Genomic DNA, 22,940 nt, shown 5'->3' with positions numbered 1-22,940 from the left:
AAATCAGACTGCAAATAAATTTTCCAATTCGCTCATGGTATTCTCATCTGTTTTGAGGTCTTTAATCACTCTTCCTTTTTCAAGAGCTACGATTCGGTTTGAAACCTCAATCGTATGCTGTAAATCATGACTTGAAATCAACATAGTGATTTTTTTGGTAGCCGCTATGTCTTTTAAAAGGTTTTTTAAACGGATTTGGGTTGTTGGGTCCAGGTTGGCAAATGGCTCATCTAATATTACAACTTCCGGATTTCCCAAAAATGCACCTGCAATACCAACTTTCTTCTGATTTCCCTTTGACAGATCTCTTATGTATTTTTTTCCGTCTAATATTTCATCATTAAAAAAGGCTTTGAAAGGAATGAGAAATTCGTCTACATTTGGTTTTGACAGACCTCTCAATTCTCCAATAAAATACAAATATTCAACAGGTGTCAGATATCCGATCAGAAATGATTCGTCTAAAAAGGCACCGGTAAATTTTTTCCAGTTTTCAGACTCGTGTATTTTAATACCATTGCTTGCTATATAACCTGTAGAAGGTTCAATAAGATCCAGCAAAAGGCTAAAAAAAGTTGTCTTACCTGCTCCGTTATTTCCTACCAATCCAAAACTTTCTCCTTTTGGAATTTCTAACTGGTCTATATTCAAAACGGTTACTCCGTTATATGATTTTGATAAATTCTGTACGTGTATCATAGTCTTAATTTTTTTGCTTGTATGCCTGAATGGTTTTGTATTTTTCTGCTTTATAAATTCTCTCAATCTGTTTAAAGATAAGGTCTCTGAATGCCAAACCAATAATTCCTACCAAACCAACAAGTATACAGCCGAGAACATCATTGTAAATTATCTTTCCTATAAAGAACAGGATAACCGGTAAGAAAATCTTTGGCATTGCCAGTAATAGGCTGTTGATATTAAATGCCGTTTTATCTCCCATAAGATTTTTATTTGTTGACAAATCTATGGGTGTTTTCACAAAAGCCCCGCTCAACATTACCAGATAAGAATTAATCCCTATATTGAATAAAGCCGCTGAGAAAACCATCAGATACACGGGCCATCCGAAATAAAGATAGAACGTAGCTAAAAAAGTACACAGTATCGTAGCGATAACCATAAGCCACCATTTAGACTTTAAATAATTTTTATAGGTAATGTTCTGGGTCATCATAAAAGGGTAATAAGATGAATCCCAGCTTGGAATATAATTACCGAAATTGAATACGAACCCTCCGGTTACAAAAATGGCTCCGAATATATAGAATACGGGAGAACTATACATATCTACAATATTGGTAAAAATAAGCAGTCCGTAGAAAATGAAAACAAAGCTGGAAATCATGGCTGTTTTTGAACGCTTGTTTCGCATCAGCATTTTTATATCCAGTTTTAAGAAAGTGCCCGTTACTCCAAAACGATCCAGCCAGGTAAGGTTTACATTTTGTACTTCGTCTTTTTTCTTCTGTAACCCCTTATCTAAGTATAGACTGTTTTTATAAAAGGTAAAAGAATAACGGTACATAAAAAACAAGGCCGCTACCAATACCAGAATCAGAAACGGATATTCATAAAAAGCGGTATAGAAATATTGTGTATAAACTGTAATATCGATTATCTGCCAATAATGCAATGCCCCGCAAACAGCAAGAATTCCGAATACACTGAAGAAAACGGCATTCTTTTTATTCAACAGCAGATTCAGAAGGTTATTGACATTCACCAAAGCCAAAAGACTGATGCCCCAAACCAATAGCTTTAAAGAAAAACCATCATTGATTAAAAACACCACCGTCAACGGTATCAAATAAAGGTAATTGATGATATTAAAGATAGAGATTGTGCTTTTGGCCAATATGAAATTGACAATTTTTTTCTTGGATACATTGGTTGCCAAAAGTGGTTTTATATTCAACGGATTGAACCTCTGAAATATATAACGTACAAACAAATCAACAGTAAAATAATAAATAATGTATTTATTGACTACTTCAAAAGGAACCATGTCCATTTCTTCAATAAAGAAATACGTTCCCGCTCCATATACCAATGCCAAAAGAGCAAACAGGAATAAGTAAAAGTAGACCAGAATCTTTAAAATAATATTGATTGCCAAATTGGGTGATCGGAAGAATGATTTCCATTCTAAAAATAAAAACTGCTTAAACATAGTTATCTTTAAATATTTATAGTATTAGTGCCGTTTTTTTCAAAACGTTACACATAAAATAAAAAAACCGCTCAAATTTCGGAGCGGTCTTTCTTTTTTCATAGTAATTCTTATAAATCAAATACTGTAAATGAATAACAAATGCTATGCCATAAGATTTACAGAACCGGATACAGCTCTGGTCTCTTGGATACTTTGTAGCTCAAGCCGAACAGTACTTCCCTCCTTTTACGATATTTTGAAGTATATTTGCGCTTTAATTATTGTAAATAAAGGATGAGAAAGGATATTGAAATACCCGTTGCAGAAAACGTATATATGGCTGCAATAAAAGAGTGGAATGAAGATTTTCAGGAAGATTGCTGGTATGCTTATCTGATAAACGATACTAATGAATTGTTAGAAATGCCTATTGTAGTATCCAGAGCTTACGGTATCATTAACGGTGAACAACGGAAAACAGGTACTTTCCGTCATTCTTTTAAGGAAACGGAAGCCAAGAGTTTTTTAAAAATAGAACTGTTAGAAAACAATGTACTGGCTTTAAATAATGAATTTGCCGTAACGTATTTTATAGGCAACAAGCTGTATGATAAAACATTTGTTTTTAAAGCAAAGTCTATTAATGATCTTGCGATGAGAGATATTCCTGTTATGCAACAACGTGGCATACTTATAAAATAAAAAAACGGCTTTGAGCCGTTTTTTATTTTATACTTCTCTTTTGAGAAAAAGAATCATCTGGTACAGGTTGTCATTCGACGCTACTGAAACAAGTTCCCAACCACTCATTCCCAAAATATTCATTCGCTTTTCAAGTTCCGGTGTATTGAGTCCTTTAAAAAGAGATATTTCTATTTTCTCTACTTTATATTCAAACCTTTTCATTTTAGCTGGTTTTATGTTTTACAGGAAATAACAATGAGGCTGCTACAGACAGTATCAAAACAGATCCGATAATGGCAAGTGAGACCATTGAATCAAAATGATAGAAAGGCATGATCAGCATTTTCACCCCAATAAACACAAGTATTACTGCCAGCCCGTAATGGAGCTTGGAAAACATATCCATTGAATTTGCCAGCAGAAAGTATAAAGAACGCAATCCCAAAATAGCAAAAATATTAGAAGTATAAAGAATAAACGGATCATCAGGAGCAATAGCAAAAATAGCCGGAATACTGTCAACCGCAAATACCAAATCTGTGATTTCAATTACGGCGAGTGCCACAAATAATGGCGTAACCATTTTAACTCCTTTTTGAACGGTAAAAAATTTATCCCCATCAAAATCATTCGAAACTTTGAAGAATCTATGTACTAAACGTACTCCTATGTTTTTGGACATATTATCTGACTCAGAATCATCGTTGCTGGAAAACCATGATTTAAAACCTGCCACGAGTAAAAATAAACCGAAAATAGTAAGTACTACATTTACTTCCAGCGGATGTTCGCCAAAAGGAATGTGCACGTAGGTAAGTTTGATGAGTTCTACTCCGGCAAAGATGAAGATGGCTCTGAAAGCCAATGCGCCTAATATACCCCAGAATAGTACTTTGTGCTGGTACTTTTTGGGTATTTTAAAAAATCGGAAAACAAGTATGAATACAAACAGATTATCTACTGATAATGCTTTTTCTATCCAATAGGCCGCCTGATATTTAGAAAAGTTATCCGTAATTCCCTGAGGTTTGTCGAGTACATAATATACAACCCCACTAAAAACCATCGAGAGGAAAATCCAAACCAATGACCATATAAGCGCTTCTTTATTGGAAACTTCATGGCTGTTTTTATTAAAAACTCCTAAATCAAGTAATAGCATAATAATAACTGCTACCCCAAAACCGATAATCAATCCCGGATGATTAATCAAATGATCTGCGTGTCCCATGTTTATTTTTTTTTAAGCTCCAAAAGTAATTTTTTATTTTTAAACCAAGGGAAAGTACTATAACCTCCGTTTAATCAACAAGATACAATTATTTTTTAACGTATAAAAAAAGAACAAAAAAAATGATAAGTATCTAAAAAACAGAAACTTATCATTAATATCGTTTTAAAATAAGAAGAAACGTGTTCTAATCTAATTTTTCGGTTAATTTTTTAAAAACTTTTTTAGGCTCTTTTCCGTTGTATAAAACATCGTATACAGCGTCTATGATAGGCGTTTTTGCTTTGAGATCCGTGTTCATGATATAAGCACTTCTCGTAGCATAATATCCCTCAGCAACCATATTCATCTCCATTTGTGCCGATTTTACGGTGTATCCTTTGCCAATCATATTTCCAAACATACGGTTTCTTGAAAAAAGGGAATAACCGGTAACGAGTAAATCTCCTAAATAGGCAGAATCATTGATGTTTCTTTTCATCCGGTGTACTTTTTTGATAAAGCGTTTCATTTCGCGGATGGCATTACTCATTAACACAGCCTGAAAATTATCTCCATATCCCAATCCATGAGCCATACCACAGGCTACTGCATAGATATTTTTAAGCATGGAGGTGTACTCAGCCCCAAAAACATCATCTGACACTTTTGTCTTTATATAATGACTTTTCAAGCAATCAGCCACGATTTCAGCTTTTGGCAGATCGATTCCGGCAATGGTGATATAGGAGAGTCGTTCTAATGCCACTTCTTCTGCATGACAAGGTCCTGCAATCACACAAATATTTTCTCTTGGTATCCGGTAGGTCTGACAAAAATGTTCTCCGACAATCAGTCCGCTTTCAGGAATAATTCCTTTTATAGCCGAAATAATAATTTTGTCAGAAATATCTATAGTAAGTTTTTCCAGCTCATGTCCTAAAAAGGCAGAGGGAACCGCAAATATCAAATAATCGGCAAAAGCGATCGCCTCATTGATATCTGAAGTGAGCCGCAATTGGTTGGTATCAAATTCCACAGAACTTAAGTAGTTCGGGTTGTGATGATTTTCTAATATTTCTTCAATTGCTGAATCGTTTCGCATATACCATGCGATCTCTTCTAAATTATGGCAAAGCATTTTTGCGATGGCTGTTGCCCAGCTTCCACCCCCGATTACAGCAAACTTTGGTTCTTCATTCATTATAAAATGTTTGTTCTGCAAAATTAATTATTTTACTATGTAAAGCAATTATTTTACTATTAAGCTGTTTTTTTTCTTTTCTGAAGATCTGTGTTTTTAACAATTTTTTAAGTAAATAAGCGCAATTTAAGAACCAACAAAGACGTTATTCTTATATAATTAATCATTTGAAATAAATTAATATTTTTTTGTTTTTATGAAAGCGTTTAGATATGGTGTCTAAACGCTTTTGCTTTAGTAAGCCATTTCTACTATTTTTTCTATTTCAAGCGGCGTAATGTTCTGTTTTTCTCCCATTGCTATCCAGTTTCTCTGTTTAAAACGGTTTACAATTGTCTCTGCACTTTGCTGATACTGTGACGTATACTCTGAAATTTTTGTATCAATGCCTACGGCATGATAAAACGCAATGGTTTTTTCAATGGCCTCTCTTGCCGTTTCTTCTTCGGATTTCCCGGTTATACCCCATACTCTTTCGCCATATTGTGCCAGCTTCTCTTTTTTGGTTTCAAACATAACTTTATAAAGATTAGGTCCGATTATGGCCAATGTTCGCGCATGATCGATCTCATACATCGCCGTGAGTTCATGACCAATCATATGGGTTACCCAATCAGTAGGCACTCCTTTATTGAGCAAACCGTTAAGCGCCATTGTACAGCACCACATAAAATTGGAAGCCAACGTATAATCTTCCGGCTTTTGTATTACCTGAGGACCAATCTCAATCAATGTTTGCAATATTCCTTCTGCAATTCTGTCCTGTAAAAAGGCGTCGTGTTTATACGTCAGATATTGTTCTAATACATGTACAAAAGAATCTACTACTCCATTTTGCAGCTGTCTTTTAGGCAGGGATTGTATGACGGTAGGATCTGCAATCGAAAAAACAGGGAATAATGCTTCTCCGCCAAAACTCAGTTTTTCATGAGTAGCTTCAATCGTTATTACTCCGCCGGAATTCATTTCGCTACCTGTTGCCGGTAAAGTCACGACTGCTCCAAAAGGTACTACCTGCTGCGGATCTTTTATCAGTAACCGCTGTTGAAGAATTTGAATAGGATCGCCCTCAAATTTTACCGCAGCAGAAATAAATTTGACACCATCTATAACGCTTCCGCCACCGACTGCCAATATAAAATCTATTTGTTTTTCGCGGATGAGCTGCACCGCTTTCATCAGGGTTTCAAATCTCGGATTTGGTTCAATGCCTCCAAATTCAACCACTTCAAATGGCATCAGTGCTTTGCTTACCTTTTCATATACGCCGTTCTTAAAAATACTTCCTCCGCCATACGCGAGGAGTACTTTACTGTTTTGCGGAATAAGATCTGTAATTCTGTCGTGCAGATTTTCTCCAAAGATCAAACGGGTCGGATTGTATAACTCAAAATTTCTCATGTTTCTATAAATTAAAAAAGAACCAACTACTAAGTTAATTCTTTTTGTTCTTAAGGATATGTTATTTTCTGTAAAACAAATTATGATCGATATATTCCCACACTTTTTCCGGAAGCATCGGCTCAATGTTTTTGCCTTCTTTAATGTTGTTTCTTATAAACGTAGAAGAAAGTTCAATCACAGGTGCTTCTATTTTATGAATATGCGGGTGGTCTTTAAATTGTTCAGGTATTGTACTCTCTGATATGCGCGGATAAACATATAAATGGTAATGTGCTAAAATAGCTTCATAATTTTTCCATTTATGAAAACCTTTAAGGTTGTCTTCGCCCATAATCAGAGAAAATTCATGTTTAGGAAATTTTTCCTCCAGATGTACCAGTGTATTGATCGTATAATTGGGCTGAGGTAATTTGAATTCAATATCTGAAGCCTGTATCTTTTCAAATTTTTCTGTTGCGAGATGTACCATATGCAACCGGTGATAATCTTCCAGCAATCCTGCTTTTTTTTTCAAAGGGTTATGCGGTGTAAGCACCATCCAGATCTGGTCGAGTTCTGAATTTTCTGCCAGATGATTAGCAATGATAATGTGTCCGATATGTACCGGATTAAACGTACCGAAATACAAACCTACTTTCATTCTTTTTTTGTTTTATGAATTTACAAACTCATCGATAAGAATATAGGCTTCTTTCTTAGCCGTTTCTAAATCATGGTTTTTCAATATCACGTCAAATTTGGGTGCTTCAGCAATTTCTTTTTCTGCTTTATCAATCCGCATCTGTATTTTCTCATCAGATTCCGTCTGTCTGAAACGCAATCTCTTTTCAAGTTCTTCAATAGAAGGCGGGCTCACAAATATCGCAAGTGTTTGTTCCGGATACTGTTTTTTTATATTCAAACCACCAATAACATCAATATCAAATATGACGTGTTTACCCTCATCCCAAATGCGCTGAATTTCCGATTTCAAAGTTCCGTAAAAATTATCTTTGTATACTTCTTCGTATTCTACAAAAGCATTTTCTGCTATTTTTTGCTGAAATGCCTCAGCAGAAATAAAGTAATAATCTTTTCCGTCTATCTCTCCTTCTCTTTGGTAACGCGATGTTGCGGAAATAGAAAAGTCTAATCCTAAGTTTTTATGGTTTAAAAGGTGTTTTACGATCGTTGTTTTTCCAGATCCTGAAGGTGCTGAAAAAACAATTAATTTTCCCGTACTCATTTTAGTTGTGTTGTTGTAGTTATATTAAAGCACGTTCAAAACCTGCTCTTTTATTTTCTCTAATTCGTCTTTCATCTGTACAACCAGTTTCTGCATCTGCGAATGGTTGGATTTTGAACCTGTAGTATTAATTTCCCTTCCCATTTCCTGCGAGATAAAGCCTAATTTACGTCCATTTGCTTCATCGCTGTTCAGCGTTTCCAGAAAATAGTCCAGATGGTTCAGCAAACGTACTTTCTCTTCTGTAATATCAAGTTTTTCCAGATAATAAATTACTTCTTGCTCAAACCGGTTCTCATCAATAGTAATCTGCAATTCATTCAGATTATTTTTGATACGGTCTTTTACGGCAACAATACGCTCCGGATCCAAAATCAGAATTTCATTCATCAACTGACGGATGTTACCAATGCGTAAAATAAAGTCGTCCTGTAACTTCTTACCTTCCTGCGCTCTGAATGCCGCAATATTCTGCAAGGCTTCTGTGATAACACTCTGTATTGACTTCCATTCATTCTCATCAATTTCAAGACGTTCCGTTTTTAAGGAATCAGGCATACGTACGGCCATCTTCATCAACTCCGTTTCATCTGCATGCGGAAGAATTTCCTTCATCTGATTGATATAAGCTTTGACAATAGGAGCATTGATACGGCTCGCTGTTTCTTCTCCTGTAACTTCTATAAATAAAGAAAAATCTATCTTACCACGCTCAAGTTCGCACGCAATAAGATTGCGTATTTCTAATTCTTTTTCTTTATAAACCTGTGGTAACCGTACGCTTAAATCTAAATTCTTACTGTTTAGTGATTTTACCTCAACGGTTATCTTTTTTAAGGGTAGTTGTAAGGATGCTTTACCAAAGCCGGTCATTGAATTTATCATACTGATCTAAATAAAGCTACAAAGGTAATCAAAACGCTTTATTTTTAATGCATTGGCACTATAATTCCATTTTAGTTGCTCAAAACTAAGGTTGTAACAAAAAAGGAACACGTTACAGAGAGAGCGGTTTAGATCTTTTCGGTTTTTTTTAGTCTTTTAGCACTCTCTAAGCTTTAAAAGTGCTATCTCTTCCTTTATGGAATTGTCTTAAATGCCGTTAAATTGTCTTCCATAAAAAATTATTACCCTAACTTTGTTGTTTCAAAATGTCTATTATGAGTAAACTATTCACCCCGCTTCACCTAAAAAATCAAATCTTACAAAATAGAATTGTAGTTTCTCCTATGTGTCAGTATTCCGGAAAAGACGGATATGCTACAGATTGGCATCTGGTACATTTAGGACAGTTTGCTATAGGAAAAGCAGGTGCTGTCATTCAGGAAGCTACAGCAGTATCGCCTGACGGACGTATTACGTATGCAGATTTGGGTATTTGGGAAGATGGCCAGATAGAAAAATATAAACAAATTACATCTTTTATAAAATCTCAGGGAAGTATTCCCGGCATTCAGCTGGCACATGCCGGCAGAAAAGCGAGTTCAAATAAACCCTGGATCAACCGCAATCAATTTGCACCGGAAGAAGAAAACGGCTGGCAAACTGTTGCCCCTTCCGCTCTTGCTTTTCACACAAAAGATGTCCCTCCTTTTGCGTTGACCATTCCGCAGATAAAAGAATATGTCCATTATTTCAAGACCGCTGCTCAAAGAGCCGTAACAGCCGGTTATGAAATTATTGAACTCCATGCTGCTCACGGTTATCTGATTCATCAGTTTCTCTCTCCTTTGATTAACAAAAGAGAAGATGCTTATGGAGGATCTTTTGAAAACAGAATCCGCTTTTTACTGGAAATCATCGATGCTGTACAGCCTGAGCTATCTACACAATCTTTATGGGTTCGCGTATCAGCAACGGATTGGGCAGAAAACGGATGGAATATTGATGAAACTGTTCGCCTGTGCGCTATCCTGAAACAAAAAGGTATTGAAGTAATTGATGTTTCTACAGGTGGCGGGGTACGGGAACAAAGCATCCCTGCCGAACCGGGCTATCAGGTGCCGTTTGCTGACCGTATCAAAAATGAAACCGGTATCATTACGGGTGCTGTCGGATTGATAACCAACGGTAATCAGGCAGAGACGATTTTAGAAAATAATCAGGCCGATTTTGTCTCTATTGCCCGTGCATTCCTGAGAAACCCTCATTTTGTCTATCAGGCAGCAGAAGATCTGGACGAAACCATTGACTGGGCAGATCAATATGAGCGCGGAAAAGAAAAACAATAATTTTTATTACTTAACCCAATGATCTTTTAGTAAAGAACTCGCTGGGATTCTCTACCCGATGACACTGCTTTTGTACGTTTCATCCTTTTCAGAGAATGCCCTAAATGATCTTTCTCTAAGATATACGGGCACTATATAACTATACATTAAATGAAAAAAGGATTAATAGCCTTAGCCTTCGGTGGATTGGCTATTGGAATGACTGAATTTACCATGATGGGTATTCTACCCGACATTGCAAAAGATTTATCTGTAAAGGATACAGATGCCGCTCATTTTATCGCTTTATACGCATTAGGCGTAGTGGTAGGAGCACCAACACTGGTCATGTTTACCAGTAAATTTTCACCTAAAAAAGTATTGTTGTTTTTAATGCTTTTATTTTTTATTTTCAATGGATTGTTTGCCATCCTTCCCGATTTTAAAACGCTTTCTGTTGCTCGGTTTATTTCAGGTTTACCACACGGTGCTTTTTTTGGGGTAGGATCAGTAGTTGCTGCAAAACTGGCAGACAAAGGAAAAGAAGCACAAGCTATTGCTTTTATGTTTACCGGAATGACGATTGCAAATCTGGCGGGTGTTCCGCTGGGCACCTATATCGGACATCATTATACATGGCGTATTACTTATATAATAATTGCCTCTTTAGGGCTGGTAACCTTTCTTGCCATTCTGTTTTGGCTGCCTAAAACAGAAACCCGGGGCAATACCAGTATGCTATCTCAGTTAAGTTTTTTTAAGACAATAAAGGCCTGGCTTTTAATAGCTATTATTTCGATAGGAACCGGAGGATTGTTTGCATGGATCAGCTATATAGCTCCCATGTCTATTAATGTTTCTAAAGTTCCTGCTGACAACATTCCTTATATTATGATTCTTGTAGGCACAGGAATGTTTTTTGGGAATATTTTAGGAGGTAAACTTTCTGACAGCATCTCTCCCACAAAAGCAGCTATTTTGTGTTTGTCGTCTATGGTAGTATGTCTGATTATAGTTTATTTTACAGCTCATATCAACATAATGGCTTATATCATGGCTTTTATAACCGGACTGGTAGCCTTTACGATTGGTTCTCCTTTGCAAATGATGCTGATCAGAAATGCTCAGGGAGCAGAAACCCTCGCAGCCTCTGCCGGGCAGGCAAGTTTTAACATAGGAAACACTTTGGGAGCTTATTTAGGCGGAATCCCGATTATTATAGGATACTCGTATAATACTTCTGTTTTGATGGGTGCCGGAATGGCAATGACAGGTGCTTTATTATCGTTTGTATTTCTCAAGAAATTCAATATTTCTCAAAAAATGTAGAAATATTAAATCAAATGTGTAAAAAATACCCATTCAAACAGACTGTTTAGCAATATGAAAGACCGATGTGAAATCTGTATAAAACACTGTCATTCAAAAACCTATCTGCAAAAGAACAAGAATTAATGTAATTTGGCATTTCAATTGAATAAAGATTATTAGAATTAAAAACTAATAAATAAAAATTGTATGAAAAGTTTACTTAAAATTTTTGGAGTGTTAATGTTGAGTATTGTTGTTTTTACTTCTTGTAGTGATGACGATGATCCGGCAGACAACGATTTATTCGTAGGAACATATAATGGTTCTATATCGTTTCTTAAAGACGGAGAAACTAAGTCTGTAAGTGATGGTTCAGTAACAGTAGCAAAAGTTGGAAACAAATATAACTTTGCTTTCTCTGACGGAATTGAGAACATCACAGGTATTGAATTCAAAGAAGATGGAGATAACATGTATATCAACATCGGAGGTGACGAAACGAGTTATATTAGAATTAATGCAAGCACTTTAAAAATGCTTTACATTAAAGACGGAAAAACTTGGACAGCTAACTGTACAAGATAAATACTTACGAAAAAAATAGCTATGAAGAAGAAAAAGTCGGTTTATAACCGACTTTTTTCTTGAAATTATAGTTTATCTTCGCTATAAAATTGTTGCTATGAAAAAATTTCTGCTGTTGTTATTGATCCTCAACTTAACGTATGCATGTACTACAATGAAAAATAATTCTGCTCAGGCACATGTAGGAGAATGGGTGTTAATTCAACGTTCAGGAGGTATTACGGGTCAAACGGTCACTTTTGATCCCGAGAAAAAGCAACATATTATCAAGATTACCCCTTCTACTTTATCTGTTTATGAGAATTCACATAAACTTTCTGAAAAGCCCTATACCATTGAAAAAGGAACTGTAATTGAAAGCAGTGAACCCCAAAACATCTTAAAAACCGGGGTCATGAACAAACAGTCTATCAATGTTGAAAATGAGCAACTTATTCTTAAAGCACAGTGCTATGATTGCTTTACAGAAGTGTATCAACGCATAAAATAATCCTTGCATTTTATGGAAACAAAGCGCTTTGATCGTATTGTCGCCATCCTCATTCATCTGCAGTCCAGAAAAATTGTCAAAGCAAAAGACCTCGCAGACCGATTTCAGGTGAGCCTTCGAACCATTTACCGTGACATCAGAAGTCTGGAGCAAGCAGGCGTACCCATTTACAGCGAAGCCGGATCGGGATATGAACTTATGGATCACTACAAGCTTCCTCCGGTTATGTTTACTCAGGAAGAAGCAATGAGTTTTATTGCAGCAGAGAAATTAGTAGGAAAATATGTAGACCGGGATTTGTCACAGCATTTTATGAATGCAATGTTCAAAATAAAATCCATCCTGAAAGGTTCCGAGAAAGAGTGGCTTCAAACCATAGAATCAACCATTGTCATGAGCTCCCCGGCTCAAAGTCTTTTTAATTCAGAAGCTCCGGAAACCCTCACATTACTGTTTGAAAGCATTGCAAAAAAACAGCAGACGCTCATTCATTACAAAGGAATACAAGATACTTTCGCTGCCAACCGGATTATTGAACCTATTGGATTATTCCATGAAGGCGGCTTTTGGTATGTGTATGCCTATTGCCTGAAAAGAAGTGATTACCGCCAGTTTCGTACCGATCGTATTTTTACGATTACTTCAACGGAAATACCTTACACCCTTCAACACCCATCGGTTCATACCTTTTTGCTTCAGAAAAAAGAAAACGCTCCTAAAACAAAAGTACGCATCCGTGTGGATAACGAGGTTGTTCATTTCCTCAAATGGGAACGTGTTCACTTTGGTTTTGAATCTGAAATCATTTCAGAGCATACTACTGAAATGACTTTTTATTGCAGAGATACTACAGAAGGATTCTCCCGGTGGTTTTTGATGTTTGCCGATCAGGCAGATATTATTGAACCTGAAGAACTTAAAGACGATATCAGACAAATGCTCACAACTATTCAGAGACGAATAAACAAGGTTTAATCCGGCTGTAAAAAAACTTTTTAAAATTCATAAAATTGCGTAATTTTGCACAGAATTTTATGACATGTCAACCATGTGGCACACCACTTTTTTATTGTTTTTCTAGCGTAGAAAAACCTTAACTCCGTTTTTCATACAGATTTCTTCATCTGTATCCCTCCATTATATTTATAACTTCTTTTTCAGAAAGAACAATTCTTTTTTATATGAAAGAAACTTGGATGAGAAAATTTGCTCTTATTTGGGCAGGTCAGTTTATCTCTTTAATCAGCAGTTCGGCAGTTAATTTTGCCATCATTATATGGCTGAGCATTGAAACCGGCTCAGCAGAAACACTTGCTTTTGCCGCTATTGCCGCTTTGCTCCCACAAGCCATTATAGGTCCGTTTGCAGGAGTGTATATCGATCGGTGGGATCGTAAAAAAACCATGATTTTTTCAGATGCTTTCGTAGCTCTATGTACTGCTTTTATGGCGCTCAATTTTTATATGGGCAATCAAAGCCTGTTTTTTATTTATATTATGCTTGGCTTGCGCTCTGTTGGCTCGGCTTTTCATATGCCGGCTATGCAGGCAGCCATTCCTATGCTTGCACCAAAAGATCAATTGCTGCGTATTGCTGGTATCAATCAGATTATTCAGTCTGTTTCCAGTATTGCAGGTCCGGCACTGGGCGCTCTGCTTATCGGATTATTCAGCATCGGAAATGTACTTTTGTTTGATATTATAGGGGCTGTTTTTGCCATTACCTCCTTACTCTTTGTGTATATTCCCAATCCGGAAAAGGCTCCTGATGATGATTCCTCTAAACTTGCCAAGGTATGGAAAGATTTACGCATTGGTATTGTGGAAGTTTTCAGAGATAAAGGAATTACGTGGATGTTTATTTACTCCATTATTGCTACCTTTTGTATTTTGCCGGTAAGTGTTTTATTTCCATTACTGACGCTTAACCATTTCAACGGAGGCAAATTTGAAATGAGTATCATTGAAATTGTTTGGGGCGTAGGAATGCTCATTGGCGGCGGACTGATCGGAATCATAAAACCAACAGTCCGAAAAATTATCTTTATAAATATAATGCATATTGTGCTCGGACTTACCTTTACAATATCCGGAATTCTACCTACTGATGCCTTTATTCTGTTTACAGTGCTTACGGTTATAGGTGGTGCCGCTGCCTCTATATACAACGCCAACTTTGTAGCCATCATACAGGAAGAAATAGATCCGTCAAAAATGGGACGTGTATTCTCTATGTTTTACAGTATTGCCATTATCCCTTCTATGATCGGATTGCTCAGTACCGGATTTGTGGCAGACAATATAGGAGTAAACTTAACTTTTATTATTTTGGGAGCTGTCATCAGTTTTGTAGGAATAATTTCTTTTTTTACACCAAGTTTAATGCAATTAGGAAAAAAATAAAAGGCTGTGAAATCACAGCCTTTTATTTTTTATCGTTCCCAGAAATAAGGAGGTTCGATGCCCAATGAGCGCAGATACACATAACCTTGTCCGCGGTGGTGAATTTCATTATCAATAAAGTAAAAAATATTGTCTATTATTTTAAACTCATACTGACCAAAAAGATTAAAAGTCTCCTGAAACCGCTCTTCTGACAGCAAATTGTAATAATGGTTGATGACAGCTGTTTCTTCATCCCATTTTGTCAACAGCGCTTCTTTAGTCTTTATTCCGTCCGCTTCCTGATACGCATTTGTTTCATTATTTACAATACTTTTTAAGGCAGGACCGGCAATAGCGATCATTTCCTGTACCAACAATGCAAAAGGTCGCATACCACCTACTGCGTACTCAAATAATTCTTTTTCGGGAAAAGCCAGAATAACTCTTCTTGTCAGATTCCGATGTCCTTGCCAATGTTCTAATAATGCCTGTTTTGATAAAACTGATGTCGTCATAACGTTTTGTTTTTAAATTATATTTCAAAATTAATGGCGTGAAATGACAACAGTTTGTCAGCAGTAAAAAAATTATTCACTGTAATCTACCGGAAGCATATCCGCTACTTTGAGATCACCGAAAAAACCTCCGAAAAACACCTGATTTGCTTTTAAAAGATTTCCCCTTTTATCGATGGAAATAGCATCGGCTCCGATATAAAGCACAGAAGTAGCATTGGTTTTGGTATTCATCACATGAAAAGGTTGTTCTTCTGATTTCCCGGCAACTGTTACATCCTTGTTATCTACTTTCATAACTATTGACGGCAACTGTTTGACGGGTTTTTTCAGCACGTTAATACTATATCCGGCAGGTGTTGTATGTATGCTGAAATATTGTGTTTCCTCAATTGGCAAACTATTCGCATACAACAGAAAATGATGCTCAGAAAGAGCATGCTCCGCCAGACTTCTAAAGAAATTAGCCGGTGAATTCTGATATACCTCTTTTCTGTTTTTTATTATTCTGTTTTTATGGTTTCCTATATCCTTAAAAAAAGTGTAACCATACAACAGACTGTATTCATTATCTGTCGGGATAATTGATAACCTTCTGAATTTAACTTCAAATTCTGCCAGGTGAAAATCTATTTCATATCCGAGATTGCTGTTATATACTTTAATGGGTTTATCGGCCCAGGCTGTTAATTTGAAGTTTTCACCATCATAATATAAATGAATGTCATCTTCATTTTTGATCTGTGTTTTTTTTGCATTTTGCGTTGCTCCTACAAAAAAGGTCTTAAAACACTTCAGTAATTCTTCTCTGGTAAAAAATCGTTTATCAATAATCATCTCCTCCATTTGGTTTTCATCGACTGTAAGATATACGATACGGTTGTTTTCCGGACGGGCATTTTCAATAAGATGGTACTGATATCCCAAAGCACTGATGATAACCGTAACTTCCTTTTCAGGAATCAGCGGAATAGAAAAATAGCCATTTTGATCTGTCACCACACCAGTTGAAGAGTTTTCTATAAAAACGGAAGCATCGGCAACAGGCAGATTCGTTGCCTGATCCAGAACTTTTCCCGTCAGTGCCTGAGCAACGCTTATAAATGGTACCATCAATACTACAAACAAAATGAATTTGCTCAGAAAAGAGGACATATAATTTATTATTTAGAAATTCTGGTAATCAAAAAGGCCAATCCGAAACTTATAAACGCCGGGATAACCCATTCTAACTGATATCTTACCAATGGCAAGCTATACAGAATTGACTTTATATTCGGTTCCGGATTCCATTCGTAAAAGATACGGATAAAAGAAATAACTGTCGTTACAATAATAGCAGTGAGTATTGGTCCTTTGGAAGTTACCATATTACCAAATAAAAAGGTAAACAAAACCAGCACCAAAATGATCGGATAAATAAAATTCAAAAGTCCCATCGCATAGTCCAGAATGGTTTCTACTCCGTTAATTGCCAGTATAATGGAAACCAGAGTACAAAGAATAACACCTTCCTGATAGCCAAGTCTTCCTTTTGTAATACGGTCAAAAAAACGTGCAAAACCTGCTGTTAAGGCAATTGCTGTGGTCAAACATGCCAAAATCATGATTACAGAAATAAGATATACGCCATTATTATTGAAAAGCCGGCTACTGATTTGAATGAGAAAAGAAGCTCGAGAGACATGATCTCCGGTCGGTTCAAAACGATGTCCCAGATAGAAAAGCCCCGCATATATGATCAGTAAGCATAAACCTGCTATAAGTGCCGCATTAATAACAACTTTTCTCTTATCTTCCGGATGGGTATATCCATAGCGTTTGGCAGCAGAGATGATAACTACTGAAAAAATAAGTGATCCTAAGAAATCCATTGTCTGATACCCTTGCTGAAACCCTACTAAAAAGCTTTGATCTGCTGTCATTTTGTAGTTTTCTGCACTTAGATTTCCTAAAAAAATGCCCGGTATTATGAGAAGCAATAATAAAGCGATCAGAATGGGCGTCATGACTTTACCCAGTACTGTAATGATGTTTTTTCTGGATATTGACAAAATGAGCACTGCTGCAAAGAAAATAATACAAACCCAAACCGGTTGCGCATCTGGTATTAGTGGTAATACAGAAACTTCATACACAGAAGCTCCTGTTCTGGGAATTGCAATGAGCGGACCAATACACAACAGGTTAATCGTGGCTAATATATATACCAGAGTTTGATTACTTTTCTTTCCCAAATCAGTAAAGTAATCTCCGGATTTTAAAATGGAAAGGGTCGCTATAATAGGAGCCAGAATGCCTGTAAATGAAAATCCGGCCAGTGAACTCCACCAGTTATCTCCTGTCTGATAGCCTAAAAAAGGGGGTAATAATAAATTACCGGCTCCAAAGAACATGGCAAAAAGAGCTAATCCAAAAATGAGTGTTGACTTGGTTTTATCTGTTCCCATTGCTAATTGCTTTTAATAAATTTTGAATATTGTTTTACGTTACCTGTGCTGTCATAAATACTCAGAAAATAGATTCCTGCTGATAAACCCGATATATCAATGCCGCTCAGCACAGCTTCTTTCTTTTGCATTCTCCCTATTTTTTTTCCGCTCACATCCGATATCTCAAACTGCGTTTCCTCTGACAGATTTTCTACGTCTTTGATGAATAAAACATCTGTTGCCGGATTTGGATAAACGGTGTATGCTCTTGCGTCAAATTCTTCATTTGATGCCGTCTGTGATTTGCGTTTGGCAATATATAAATGGTTAATCTGATTAGTAGAAAAATTTAGATTATTCAGCTGAAGATTTCCATATACATTAGATATTATCGAAAAATCTGTTCCTGAGCGCAATACTTTTAAATTGGCTGCCGAATTGGGATTATACGGATATAATTCGGCTGATTGAACAGTACCAAGTTTATTATATTTTGCCAGTATGAGATAGCTCTGCGGTTCAAGATTGTACACAAAACCCGAACCTAAATTGAGATACTTATAAAAATTACCCCCAATAAAAATTGTGTCTTCTGCATCTATATACAATTTAGAAAACCAGGAAGAGCCTAAACCGGTACCCGGTGCCTGATCAGAAGAAATACCCCCTTTTTTTGCCCATAACAGATTACCTGCTGTATTATATTTAACTAAGAAGCTACCATAATTACCCGGAAACTGTAAAGAAGTACCCTCAAAATTAATGGTTGAATTATAAGCAATTCCTGTGATATACACATCGTTAGCGGAATCTACTCCCATATCAAATACTTTTGCATCGGAAGTAGCTCCAATAGTAGCGGTTTTTGCCCAGGCTACAGCACCGGAACTATTGTAACGTACGAAAAAGACATTTGCATTTGTATTGGAAGTTCTGTTGAGTGTAATAGTACCAAAGGTGACTGATTTAGCAAAAAAATCACCTGCGATATAAACATTTCCGTTATTGTCAATCGCCAAAGTTTTTACCTGAGCTCCGATTCTGTCGGAAGAAACAGTTGTATTAGGCCCTGTATATTTTGAGGAAGAAACCCATACAAGACTACCGTTTGATGCGCTAAACTTGGCTACGAGGTTCTTATCCATACCAACAATTGTTGGGTTATAGTTGGCTTCGGGTAAAACAGTATTCTCAAATGTGAGTTGATCCCACGCATAATTTCCAGCCATATAAAGATACCCGTTTTTATACTTCAGATAGGTGCTGCCAATATACTGATCAAAAACTTTTGACCAGATAAGCTGTCCTGACAAATTAAATTTGGCAATAAAGGTTTTAGATGCTGTCAAATCCTGATTTTCCAATACCGTAGTACTGTTTAGCTTCATCGTTCCTTTATAATCCCCACTGATATAATAATGATCTTCACCATCGTATTCTATTGAGGTAATGGTTTCGGAATGACTGCCTTCAAAATGAATGACATTCATCAGGGCTCCGTCACTATCAAACCGTGCAATAAATGCATCAGATTTAAACGGAGCAGTTACTATACTGGAATTTTGAAGAGTGGTTCCCTGTACGGTCGTAGAAGTTCCGTTAAAATTTCCCACCATAAAGTGATGTCCGTTTTTATCGATAAATCCGAGAGACTGACTCCCTGCAATAGAGGTGTTCTCCACATGAACCTCCCAGAGCCATTCACTTTGATTCAATCCCTGCGCATAGGTGTGCAGAGCGCCAATACTAAGAAAGGTAAAAAGTAGTTTTAATTTCATATTCCCATTATTATTGTTATTTTGTCTAAAATAAATAAATTAAATCAAAAAATAACTACACACCTTTGATTAATTTTAACAAATAATTATTTTTTATAGAAAACATCAAATTATATTTAAATTTTCGGAAGTACCCGTAAAACTTTTTACCTTTGTTCTCAACTATAGAGTCTTAACAATGTATAGAAGTCATACTTGCGGCGAATTGCGAATTGCCGATAAAAATAAAGAAGTTACCCTATCGGGCTGGGTTCAGAAATCACGTGATAAAGGTTTTATGATTTGGGTTGATTTACGCGACCGATATGGAATTACACAATTAATATTTGACGAGGAACGCACAGAAAAAACAGTAATGGAACAAGCGAAATCATTGGGTCGCGAGTTTGTTGTTCAGGTAAAGGGAACCGTTATTGAGCGTGAAGCAAAAAACAATAATATGGCTACGGGTGATATTGAAGTTTTGGTATCTGCCTTAACCATTCTCAATTCTTCTCAACTGCCTCCGTTTACCATAGAAGATGAAACAGATGGTGGAGAAGATATTCGTATGAAATACCGCTATCTGGATATTCGCAGAAATCCGGTAAAAAACAGTCTGATGTTTCGTCATAAAGTAACTCAGGAAGTTCGTAACTATTTGTCTAATCTGGATTTTTGTGAAGTAGAAACCCCATATCTTATAAAATCTACTCCGGAAGGCGCAAGAGATTTTGTGGTACCTTCCCGTATGAATCCAGGTCAATTCTATGCTTTACCACAATCTCCTCAAACCTTTAAGCAGCTATTAATGGTCGGTGGAATGGACAAGTATTTTCAGATTGTAAAATGTTTTCGCGACGAAGATTTGCGTGCAGATCGTCAACCTGAATTTACACAGATTGACTGTGAAATGTCTTTTGTAGATCAGGAAGATATTCTTAACGTTTTTGAAGGAATGACGCGTCACTTACTGAAAGAAATTCACCATATTGATGTTCAGAGTTTTCCAAGAATGACTTTTGATGAAGCGATGAAGAAATATGGAAATGACAAACCGGATATCCGTTTTGGAATGGAATTCGGAGAACTCAATGAAGTAGCTCAACATAAAGATTTTGCGGTATTCAACAATGCTGAATTAGTTGTTGGTATTGCTGTTCCGGGTGCCGCATCCTATTCCCGAAAAGAGATCGATGCCCTTATTGACTGGGTAAAACGCACTCAGGTAGGTGCACTGGGTATGGTATATTGTAAGTGTGAAGCTGACGGAACATTTAAATCATCTGTAGATAAGTTTTACGATCAGGAAGATTTAGCGCAATGGGCTGAAAAAACAGGTGCCAAAGCCGGAGACCTTATATTGGTTTTATCAGGTGCAGCTCACAAAACACGTTCTCAGTTAAGCGCTTTGCGTATGGAACTTGGCAATCGAATGGGGCTTCGCAAACCGGATGAATTTGCACCTCTTTGGGTCGTTGATTTTCCTTTATTGGAATGGGACGAAGAAAGTGAGCGTTTCCATGCTATGCATCATCCGTTTACTTCTCCGAAAAAAGAAGATATGCATCTGCTGGATACAGATCCCGGAAAAGTACGTGCCAATGCTTATGATTTAGTATTAAACGGTAATGAAATCGGAGGCGGATCTATTCGTATCCATGACAAAGATACACAAGCCCTTATGTTTAAGCATTTAGGCTTTACAGCAGAACAGGCACAAGAACAGTTTGGTTTTCTGATGAATGCTTTTCAATATGGAGCACCGCCACACGGTGGATTGGCTTTTGGACTGGATCGTCTCACTGCTATACTCGGCGGACAAGAAACCATTCGTGATTTTATCGCATTCCCTAAGAATAATTCCGGAAGAGATGTCATGATTGATGCCCCGGCAGCGATAGACAACGCTCAATTAGAAGAATTGTCATTAGCATTACATATAAAATAGTCATTTTATATATTTTATACAAGCCGCTAATCATGATTAGCGGCTTTTTTTGTTGCTCCTATACTCATTTTGTAGAAATATACTTACCCAAAAGGACTATGAAACAACACACAACGTTAACACTTTCCTAAAAAAACAATGTTGTTTTTCAGATTTCTTAAAAATAATTTAAAAAAACATCTCAATCATAGATTATTTATATGAGAGGTCTCAAATTTGTAATGTATAAGGGTCTAATACAATCTTAAAACATACCATGATTTTTAAAAAACACACTAAAATCTGTATTCTTTTTGGTTTACTGCTCCTCGCCCTTCCATTCAGTCTTAAGAGTTGTAAAAAAGGACAGCAAAAAGAACCCAATGAACAGGAAAATGCTCTTACATTACCTGTTATTAAAATAGATACTACATCAGCCATTACCGTTAAGGACTATATCGGAACCATAGAAGGAAAAGTAAATGTAGAAATCCGTCCTCAGGTCGAAGGGCTTTTAGAAGAAATTTATGTAGACGAAGGTGACTATGTAAAACAAGGACAAGCACTCTTTAAGATCAGTCCGTTACCGTATCAGGAAGTTTTGAATGATGCTTTGGCTACTGAAAATGTTGAAAAAGCAAAACTAAAAAATGCCCAGTTAGAAATTGACCGGTTAAAACCACTAATTGAAAATGAGGTCATCGCCGGCGTTCAGCTTGAAACGGCTAAATCTAATTATGAAGTAGCTAAGGCTTCTTTGGCAAGAGCCAGTTCGGCAGTTGCGTCTGCAAAAATCAATATGGAATTTACGGTTATCAAGGCTCCTGTAAGCGGTTATATAGGGAGGCTTCCCAAACGTATCGGAAACCTGGTAACCAAAGGAGAAACACAACCTCTTACCGTTTTAACAGATATCAGCGATGTGTATGTTTATTTCAGCATCAGTGAATCCGATTACCTCTATTTTACCAAAAATAAACTACAGCAAAACGATCGGGAAAATTCAGAAAAAGGCGGTAAGCTTATGAGCGATGTGCAACTTATTCTTGCAGATGGCACTGAGTACTCAGAAAAAGGATATGTGGATGCGATTAACGGTCAGGTAGACCGATCGACAGGCTCTATTTCATTACGTGCCAGTTTTCCAAACTCTCAGGATCTTATGCGCTCCGGAAATACAGGTACCATAAAGCTTAAAGAAAGTAAAAGCAATGTGATTCTCGTACCGCAACAAGCGACTACCACCATTCAGGACAAAACATTTGTCTATATTCTGGATGAACAAAGCCGTGTGAAGTTTCAAATGATTGAAATTCAAGATGTATCGGGTCAGAATTACATCGTATCCAGTGGCTTAAAACCCGGTGATTTAGTCATCAAAACAGGTTTAAACAAACTTGCAGAAGGCGACATCGTGAAGCCTCAGTTCTAATTTCCAATAGTA

At 36.7% G+C, this 22,940-nt stretch carries 23 protein-coding genes; 10 read left to right on the top strand and 13 right to left on the bottom strand.

Annotated features, from left to right (window positions below):
* Positions 1–3: 3 nt before the first annotated feature.
* Positions 4–699, bottom strand: coding sequence for an ABC transporter ATP-binding protein (locus QW060_RS16500; protein ID WP_290364557.1), 696 nt, complete (start codon positions 697–699; stop codon positions 4–6).
* 4 nt (positions 700–703) lie between these two features.
* On the bottom strand, positions 704–2,173 hold the full coding sequence (locus QW060_RS16495) for a DUF5687 family protein (RefSeq protein ID WP_290364556.1): 1,470 nt from the start codon (positions 2,171–2,173) through the stop codon (positions 704–706).
* Positions 2,174–2,303: 130 nt separating this feature from the next.
* Here QW060_RS16495 and QW060_RS16490 point away from each other — a divergent pair, with 130 nt between their 5' ends.
* Together QW060_RS16490 and QW060_RS16485 are read left to right on the top strand one after the other, a co-directional pair.
* Positions 2,304–2,453: a hypothetical protein gene (locus QW060_RS16490; protein ID WP_290364555.1), complete on the top strand. Its 150-nt coding sequence runs from the start codon at positions 2,304–2,306 to the stop codon at positions 2,451–2,453.
* A complete protein-coding gene (locus QW060_RS16485) occupies positions 2,450–2,857 on the top strand; it encodes a hypothetical protein (RefSeq protein ID WP_290364554.1) in 408 nt (135 codons plus the stop codon). Before QW060_RS16490 ends, QW060_RS16485 begins: the two co-directional genes overlap by 4 nt.
* Positions 2,858–2,884: 27 nt before the next feature.
* Here QW060_RS16485 and QW060_RS16480 read toward each other — a convergent pair whose 3' ends face one another.
* The 7 genes from QW060_RS16480 to QW060_RS16450 form a co-directional block, all read right to left on the bottom strand.
* Entirely contained in the window at positions 2,885–3,061 is a 177-nt protein-coding gene (locus tag QW060_RS16480) for a DUF4177 domain-containing protein (protein ID WP_290364553.1), read from the bottom strand.
* A 1-nt stretch (position 3,062) separates the two neighbouring features.
* Positions 3,063–4,070: a TerC/Alx family metal homeostasis membrane protein gene (locus tag QW060_RS16475; RefSeq protein ID WP_290364552.1), complete on the bottom strand. Its 1,008-nt coding sequence runs from the start codon at positions 4,068–4,070 to the stop codon at positions 3,063–3,065.
* Between the two features lie 187 nt (positions 4,071–4,257).
* A complete protein-coding gene (locus QW060_RS16470) occupies positions 4,258–5,253 on the bottom strand; it encodes an NAD(P)H-dependent glycerol-3-phosphate dehydrogenase (RefSeq protein WP_290364792.1) in 996 nt (331 codons plus the stop codon).
* A gap of 234 nt (positions 5,254–5,487) precedes the next feature.
* Positions 5,488–6,654 (bottom strand): iron-containing alcohol dehydrogenase, encoded by a 1,167-nt coding sequence (locus tag QW060_RS16465; protein WP_290364551.1) that lies wholly within the window; start codon positions 6,652–6,654, stop codon positions 5,488–5,490.
* Positions 6,655–6,715: 61 nt separating this feature from the next.
* Positions 6,716–7,297, bottom strand: a complete 582-nt coding sequence (gene nadD, locus QW060_RS16460; RefSeq protein ID WP_290364550.1) for a nicotinate (nicotinamide) nucleotide adenylyltransferase — start codon at positions 7,295–7,297, stop codon at positions 6,716–6,718.
* Between the two features lie 12 nt (positions 7,298–7,309).
* On the bottom strand, positions 7,310–7,882 hold the full coding sequence (gene gmk, locus QW060_RS16455; RefSeq protein ID WP_290364549.1) for a guanylate kinase: 573 nt from the start codon (positions 7,880–7,882) through the stop codon (positions 7,310–7,312).
* Positions 7,883–7,906: 24 nt separating this feature from the next.
* On the bottom strand, positions 7,907–8,767 hold the full coding sequence (locus tag QW060_RS16450; RefSeq protein WP_290364548.1) for a YicC/YloC family endoribonuclease: 861 nt from the start codon (positions 8,765–8,767) through the stop codon (positions 7,907–7,909).
* Between the two features lie 275 nt (positions 8,768–9,042).
* Between QW060_RS16450 and QW060_RS16445 the strand changes: the two genes are divergently transcribed.
* From QW060_RS16445 to QW060_RS16420, 6 genes are all read left to right on the top strand, one after another.
* On the top strand, positions 9,043–10,113 hold the full coding sequence (locus tag QW060_RS16445; protein ID WP_290364547.1) for an NADH:flavin oxidoreductase/NADH oxidase: 1,071 nt from the start codon (positions 9,043–9,045) through the stop codon (positions 10,111–10,113).
* 150 nt (positions 10,114–10,263) lie between these two features.
* Complete coding sequence (locus QW060_RS16440; protein ID WP_290364546.1) at positions 10,264–11,421, top strand: MFS transporter; 1,158 nt, start codon at positions 10,264–10,266, stop codon at positions 11,419–11,421.
* Between the two features lie 189 nt (positions 11,422–11,610).
* Positions 11,611–11,988, top strand: a complete 378-nt coding sequence (locus QW060_RS16435; RefSeq protein ID WP_290364545.1) for a hypothetical protein — start codon at positions 11,611–11,613, stop codon at positions 11,986–11,988.
* Between the two features lie 97 nt (positions 11,989–12,085).
* Positions 12,086–12,478: a hypothetical protein gene (locus QW060_RS16430; RefSeq protein WP_290364544.1), complete on the top strand. Its 393-nt coding sequence runs from the start codon at positions 12,086–12,088 to the stop codon at positions 12,476–12,478.
* A 12-nt stretch (positions 12,479–12,490) separates the two neighbouring features.
* On the top strand, positions 12,491–13,453 hold the full coding sequence (locus QW060_RS16425) for a helix-turn-helix transcriptional regulator (protein WP_290364543.1): 963 nt from the start codon (positions 12,491–12,493) through the stop codon (positions 13,451–13,453).
* Positions 13,454–13,659: 206 nt separating this feature from the next.
* Complete coding sequence (locus QW060_RS16420; protein WP_290364542.1) at positions 13,660–14,880, top strand: MFS transporter; 1,221 nt, start codon at positions 13,660–13,662, stop codon at positions 14,878–14,880.
* A 29-nt stretch (positions 14,881–14,909) separates the two neighbouring features.
* Here the strand turns inward: QW060_RS16420 and QW060_RS16415 are convergent, their stop codons facing one another.
* The 4 genes from QW060_RS16415 to QW060_RS16400 form a co-directional block, all read right to left on the bottom strand.
* On the bottom strand, positions 14,910–15,377 hold the full coding sequence (locus QW060_RS16415; protein ID WP_290364541.1) for a DinB family protein: 468 nt from the start codon (positions 15,375–15,377) through the stop codon (positions 14,910–14,912).
* Positions 15,378–15,449: 72 nt separating this feature from the next.
* Entirely contained in the window at positions 15,450–16,532 is a 1,083-nt protein-coding gene (locus QW060_RS16410) for a carboxypeptidase-like regulatory domain-containing protein (RefSeq protein ID WP_290364540.1), read from the bottom strand.
* A gap of 8 nt (positions 16,533–16,540) precedes the next feature.
* Positions 16,541–17,827 (bottom strand): branched-chain amino acid transport system II carrier protein, encoded by a 1,287-nt coding sequence (gene brnQ / locus QW060_RS16405; RefSeq protein ID WP_290364539.1) that lies wholly within the window; start codon positions 17,825–17,827, stop codon positions 16,541–16,543.
* Between the two features lie 2 nt (positions 17,828–17,829).
* Positions 17,830–19,587 (bottom strand): T9SS type A sorting domain-containing protein, encoded by a 1,758-nt coding sequence (locus tag QW060_RS16400; RefSeq protein ID WP_290364538.1) that lies wholly within the window; start codon positions 19,585–19,587, stop codon positions 17,830–17,832.
* Between the two features lie 178 nt (positions 19,588–19,765).
* Between QW060_RS16400 and aspS the strand changes: the two genes are divergently transcribed.
* Together aspS and QW060_RS16390 are read left to right on the top strand one after the other, a co-directional pair.
* Complete coding sequence (gene aspS, locus QW060_RS16395) at positions 19,766–21,517, top strand: aspartate--tRNA ligase (RefSeq protein ID WP_290364537.1); 1,752 nt, start codon at positions 19,766–19,768, stop codon at positions 21,515–21,517.
* A gap of 256 nt (positions 21,518–21,773) precedes the next feature.
* Entirely contained in the window at positions 21,774–22,928 is a 1,155-nt protein-coding gene (locus QW060_RS16390) for an efflux RND transporter periplasmic adaptor subunit (RefSeq protein ID WP_290364536.1), read from the top strand.
* The last annotated feature ends 12 nt before the right edge of the window (positions 22,929–22,940 follow it).

Source organism: Paenimyroides ceti (assembly GCF_030409925.1).
Note: the sequence above shows the minus strand (reverse complement) of the source record. Positions and strands in the feature narration are given on the sequence as shown.

Excerpts from the sequence above, each read along its gene's own strand:
- QW060_RS16500 (WP_290364557.1), bottom strand. The coding sequence starts at position 699 with ATGATACACGTACAGAATTTATCAAAATCATATAACGGAGTAACCGTT.
- QW060_RS16495 (WP_290364556.1), bottom strand. The coding sequence starts at position 2,173 with ATGTTTAAGCAGTTTTTATTTTTAGAATGGAAATCATTCTTCCGATCA.
- QW060_RS16490 (WP_290364555.1), top strand. The coding sequence starts at position 2,304 with ATGAATAACAAATGCTATGCCATAAGATTTACAGAACCGGATACAGCT.
- QW060_RS16485 (WP_290364554.1), top strand. The coding sequence starts at position 2,450 with ATGAGAAAGGATATTGAAATACCCGTTGCAGAAAACGTATATATGGCT.
- QW060_RS16480 (WP_290364553.1), bottom strand. The coding sequence starts at position 3,061 with ATGAAAAGGTTTGAATATAAAGTAGAGAAAATAGAAATATCTCTTTTT.
- QW060_RS16475 (WP_290364552.1), bottom strand. The coding sequence starts at position 4,070 with ATGGGACACGCAGATCATTTGATTAATCATCCGGGATTGATTATCGGT.
- QW060_RS16470 (WP_290364792.1), bottom strand. The coding sequence starts at position 5,253 with ATGAATGAAGAACCAAAGTTTGCTGTAATCGGGGGTGGAAGCTGGGCA.
- QW060_RS16465 (WP_290364551.1), bottom strand. The coding sequence starts at position 6,654 with ATGAGAAATTTTGAGTTATACAATCCGACCCGTTTGATCTTTGGAGAA.
- nadD (WP_290364550.1), bottom strand. The coding sequence starts at position 7,297 with ATGAAAGTAGGTTTGTATTTCGGTACGTTTAATCCGGTACATATCGGA.
- gmk (WP_290364549.1), bottom strand. The coding sequence starts at position 7,882 with ATGAGTACGGGAAAATTAATTGTTTTTTCAGCACCTTCAGGATCTGGA.
- QW060_RS16450 (WP_290364548.1), bottom strand. The coding sequence starts at position 8,767 with ATGATAAATTCAATGACCGGCTTTGGTAAAGCATCCTTACAACTACCC.
- QW060_RS16445 (WP_290364547.1), top strand. The coding sequence starts at position 9,043 with ATGAGTAAACTATTCACCCCGCTTCACCTAAAAAATCAAATCTTACAA.
- QW060_RS16440 (WP_290364546.1), top strand. The coding sequence starts at position 10,264 with ATGAAAAAAGGATTAATAGCCTTAGCCTTCGGTGGATTGGCTATTGGA.
- QW060_RS16435 (WP_290364545.1), top strand. The coding sequence starts at position 11,611 with ATGAAAAGTTTACTTAAAATTTTTGGAGTGTTAATGTTGAGTATTGTT.
- QW060_RS16430 (WP_290364544.1), top strand. The coding sequence starts at position 12,086 with ATGAAAAAATTTCTGCTGTTGTTATTGATCCTCAACTTAACGTATGCA.
- QW060_RS16425 (WP_290364543.1), top strand. The coding sequence starts at position 12,491 with ATGGAAACAAAGCGCTTTGATCGTATTGTCGCCATCCTCATTCATCTG.
- QW060_RS16420 (WP_290364542.1), top strand. The coding sequence starts at position 13,660 with ATGAAAGAAACTTGGATGAGAAAATTTGCTCTTATTTGGGCAGGTCAG.
- QW060_RS16415 (WP_290364541.1), bottom strand. The coding sequence starts at position 15,377 with ATGACGACATCAGTTTTATCAAAACAGGCATTATTAGAACATTGGCAA.
- QW060_RS16410 (WP_290364540.1), bottom strand. The coding sequence starts at position 16,532 with ATGTCCTCTTTTCTGAGCAAATTCATTTTGTTTGTAGTATTGATGGTA.
- brnQ (WP_290364539.1), bottom strand. The coding sequence starts at position 17,827 with ATGGGAACAGATAAAACCAAGTCAACACTCATTTTTGGATTAGCTCTT.
- QW060_RS16400 (WP_290364538.1), bottom strand. The coding sequence starts at position 19,587 with ATGAAATTAAAACTACTTTTTACCTTTCTTAGTATTGGCGCTCTGCAC.
- aspS (WP_290364537.1), top strand. The coding sequence starts at position 19,766 with ATGTATAGAAGTCATACTTGCGGCGAATTGCGAATTGCCGATAAAAAT.
- QW060_RS16390 (WP_290364536.1), top strand. The coding sequence starts at position 21,774 with ATGATTTTTAAAAAACACACTAAAATCTGTATTCTTTTTGGTTTACTG.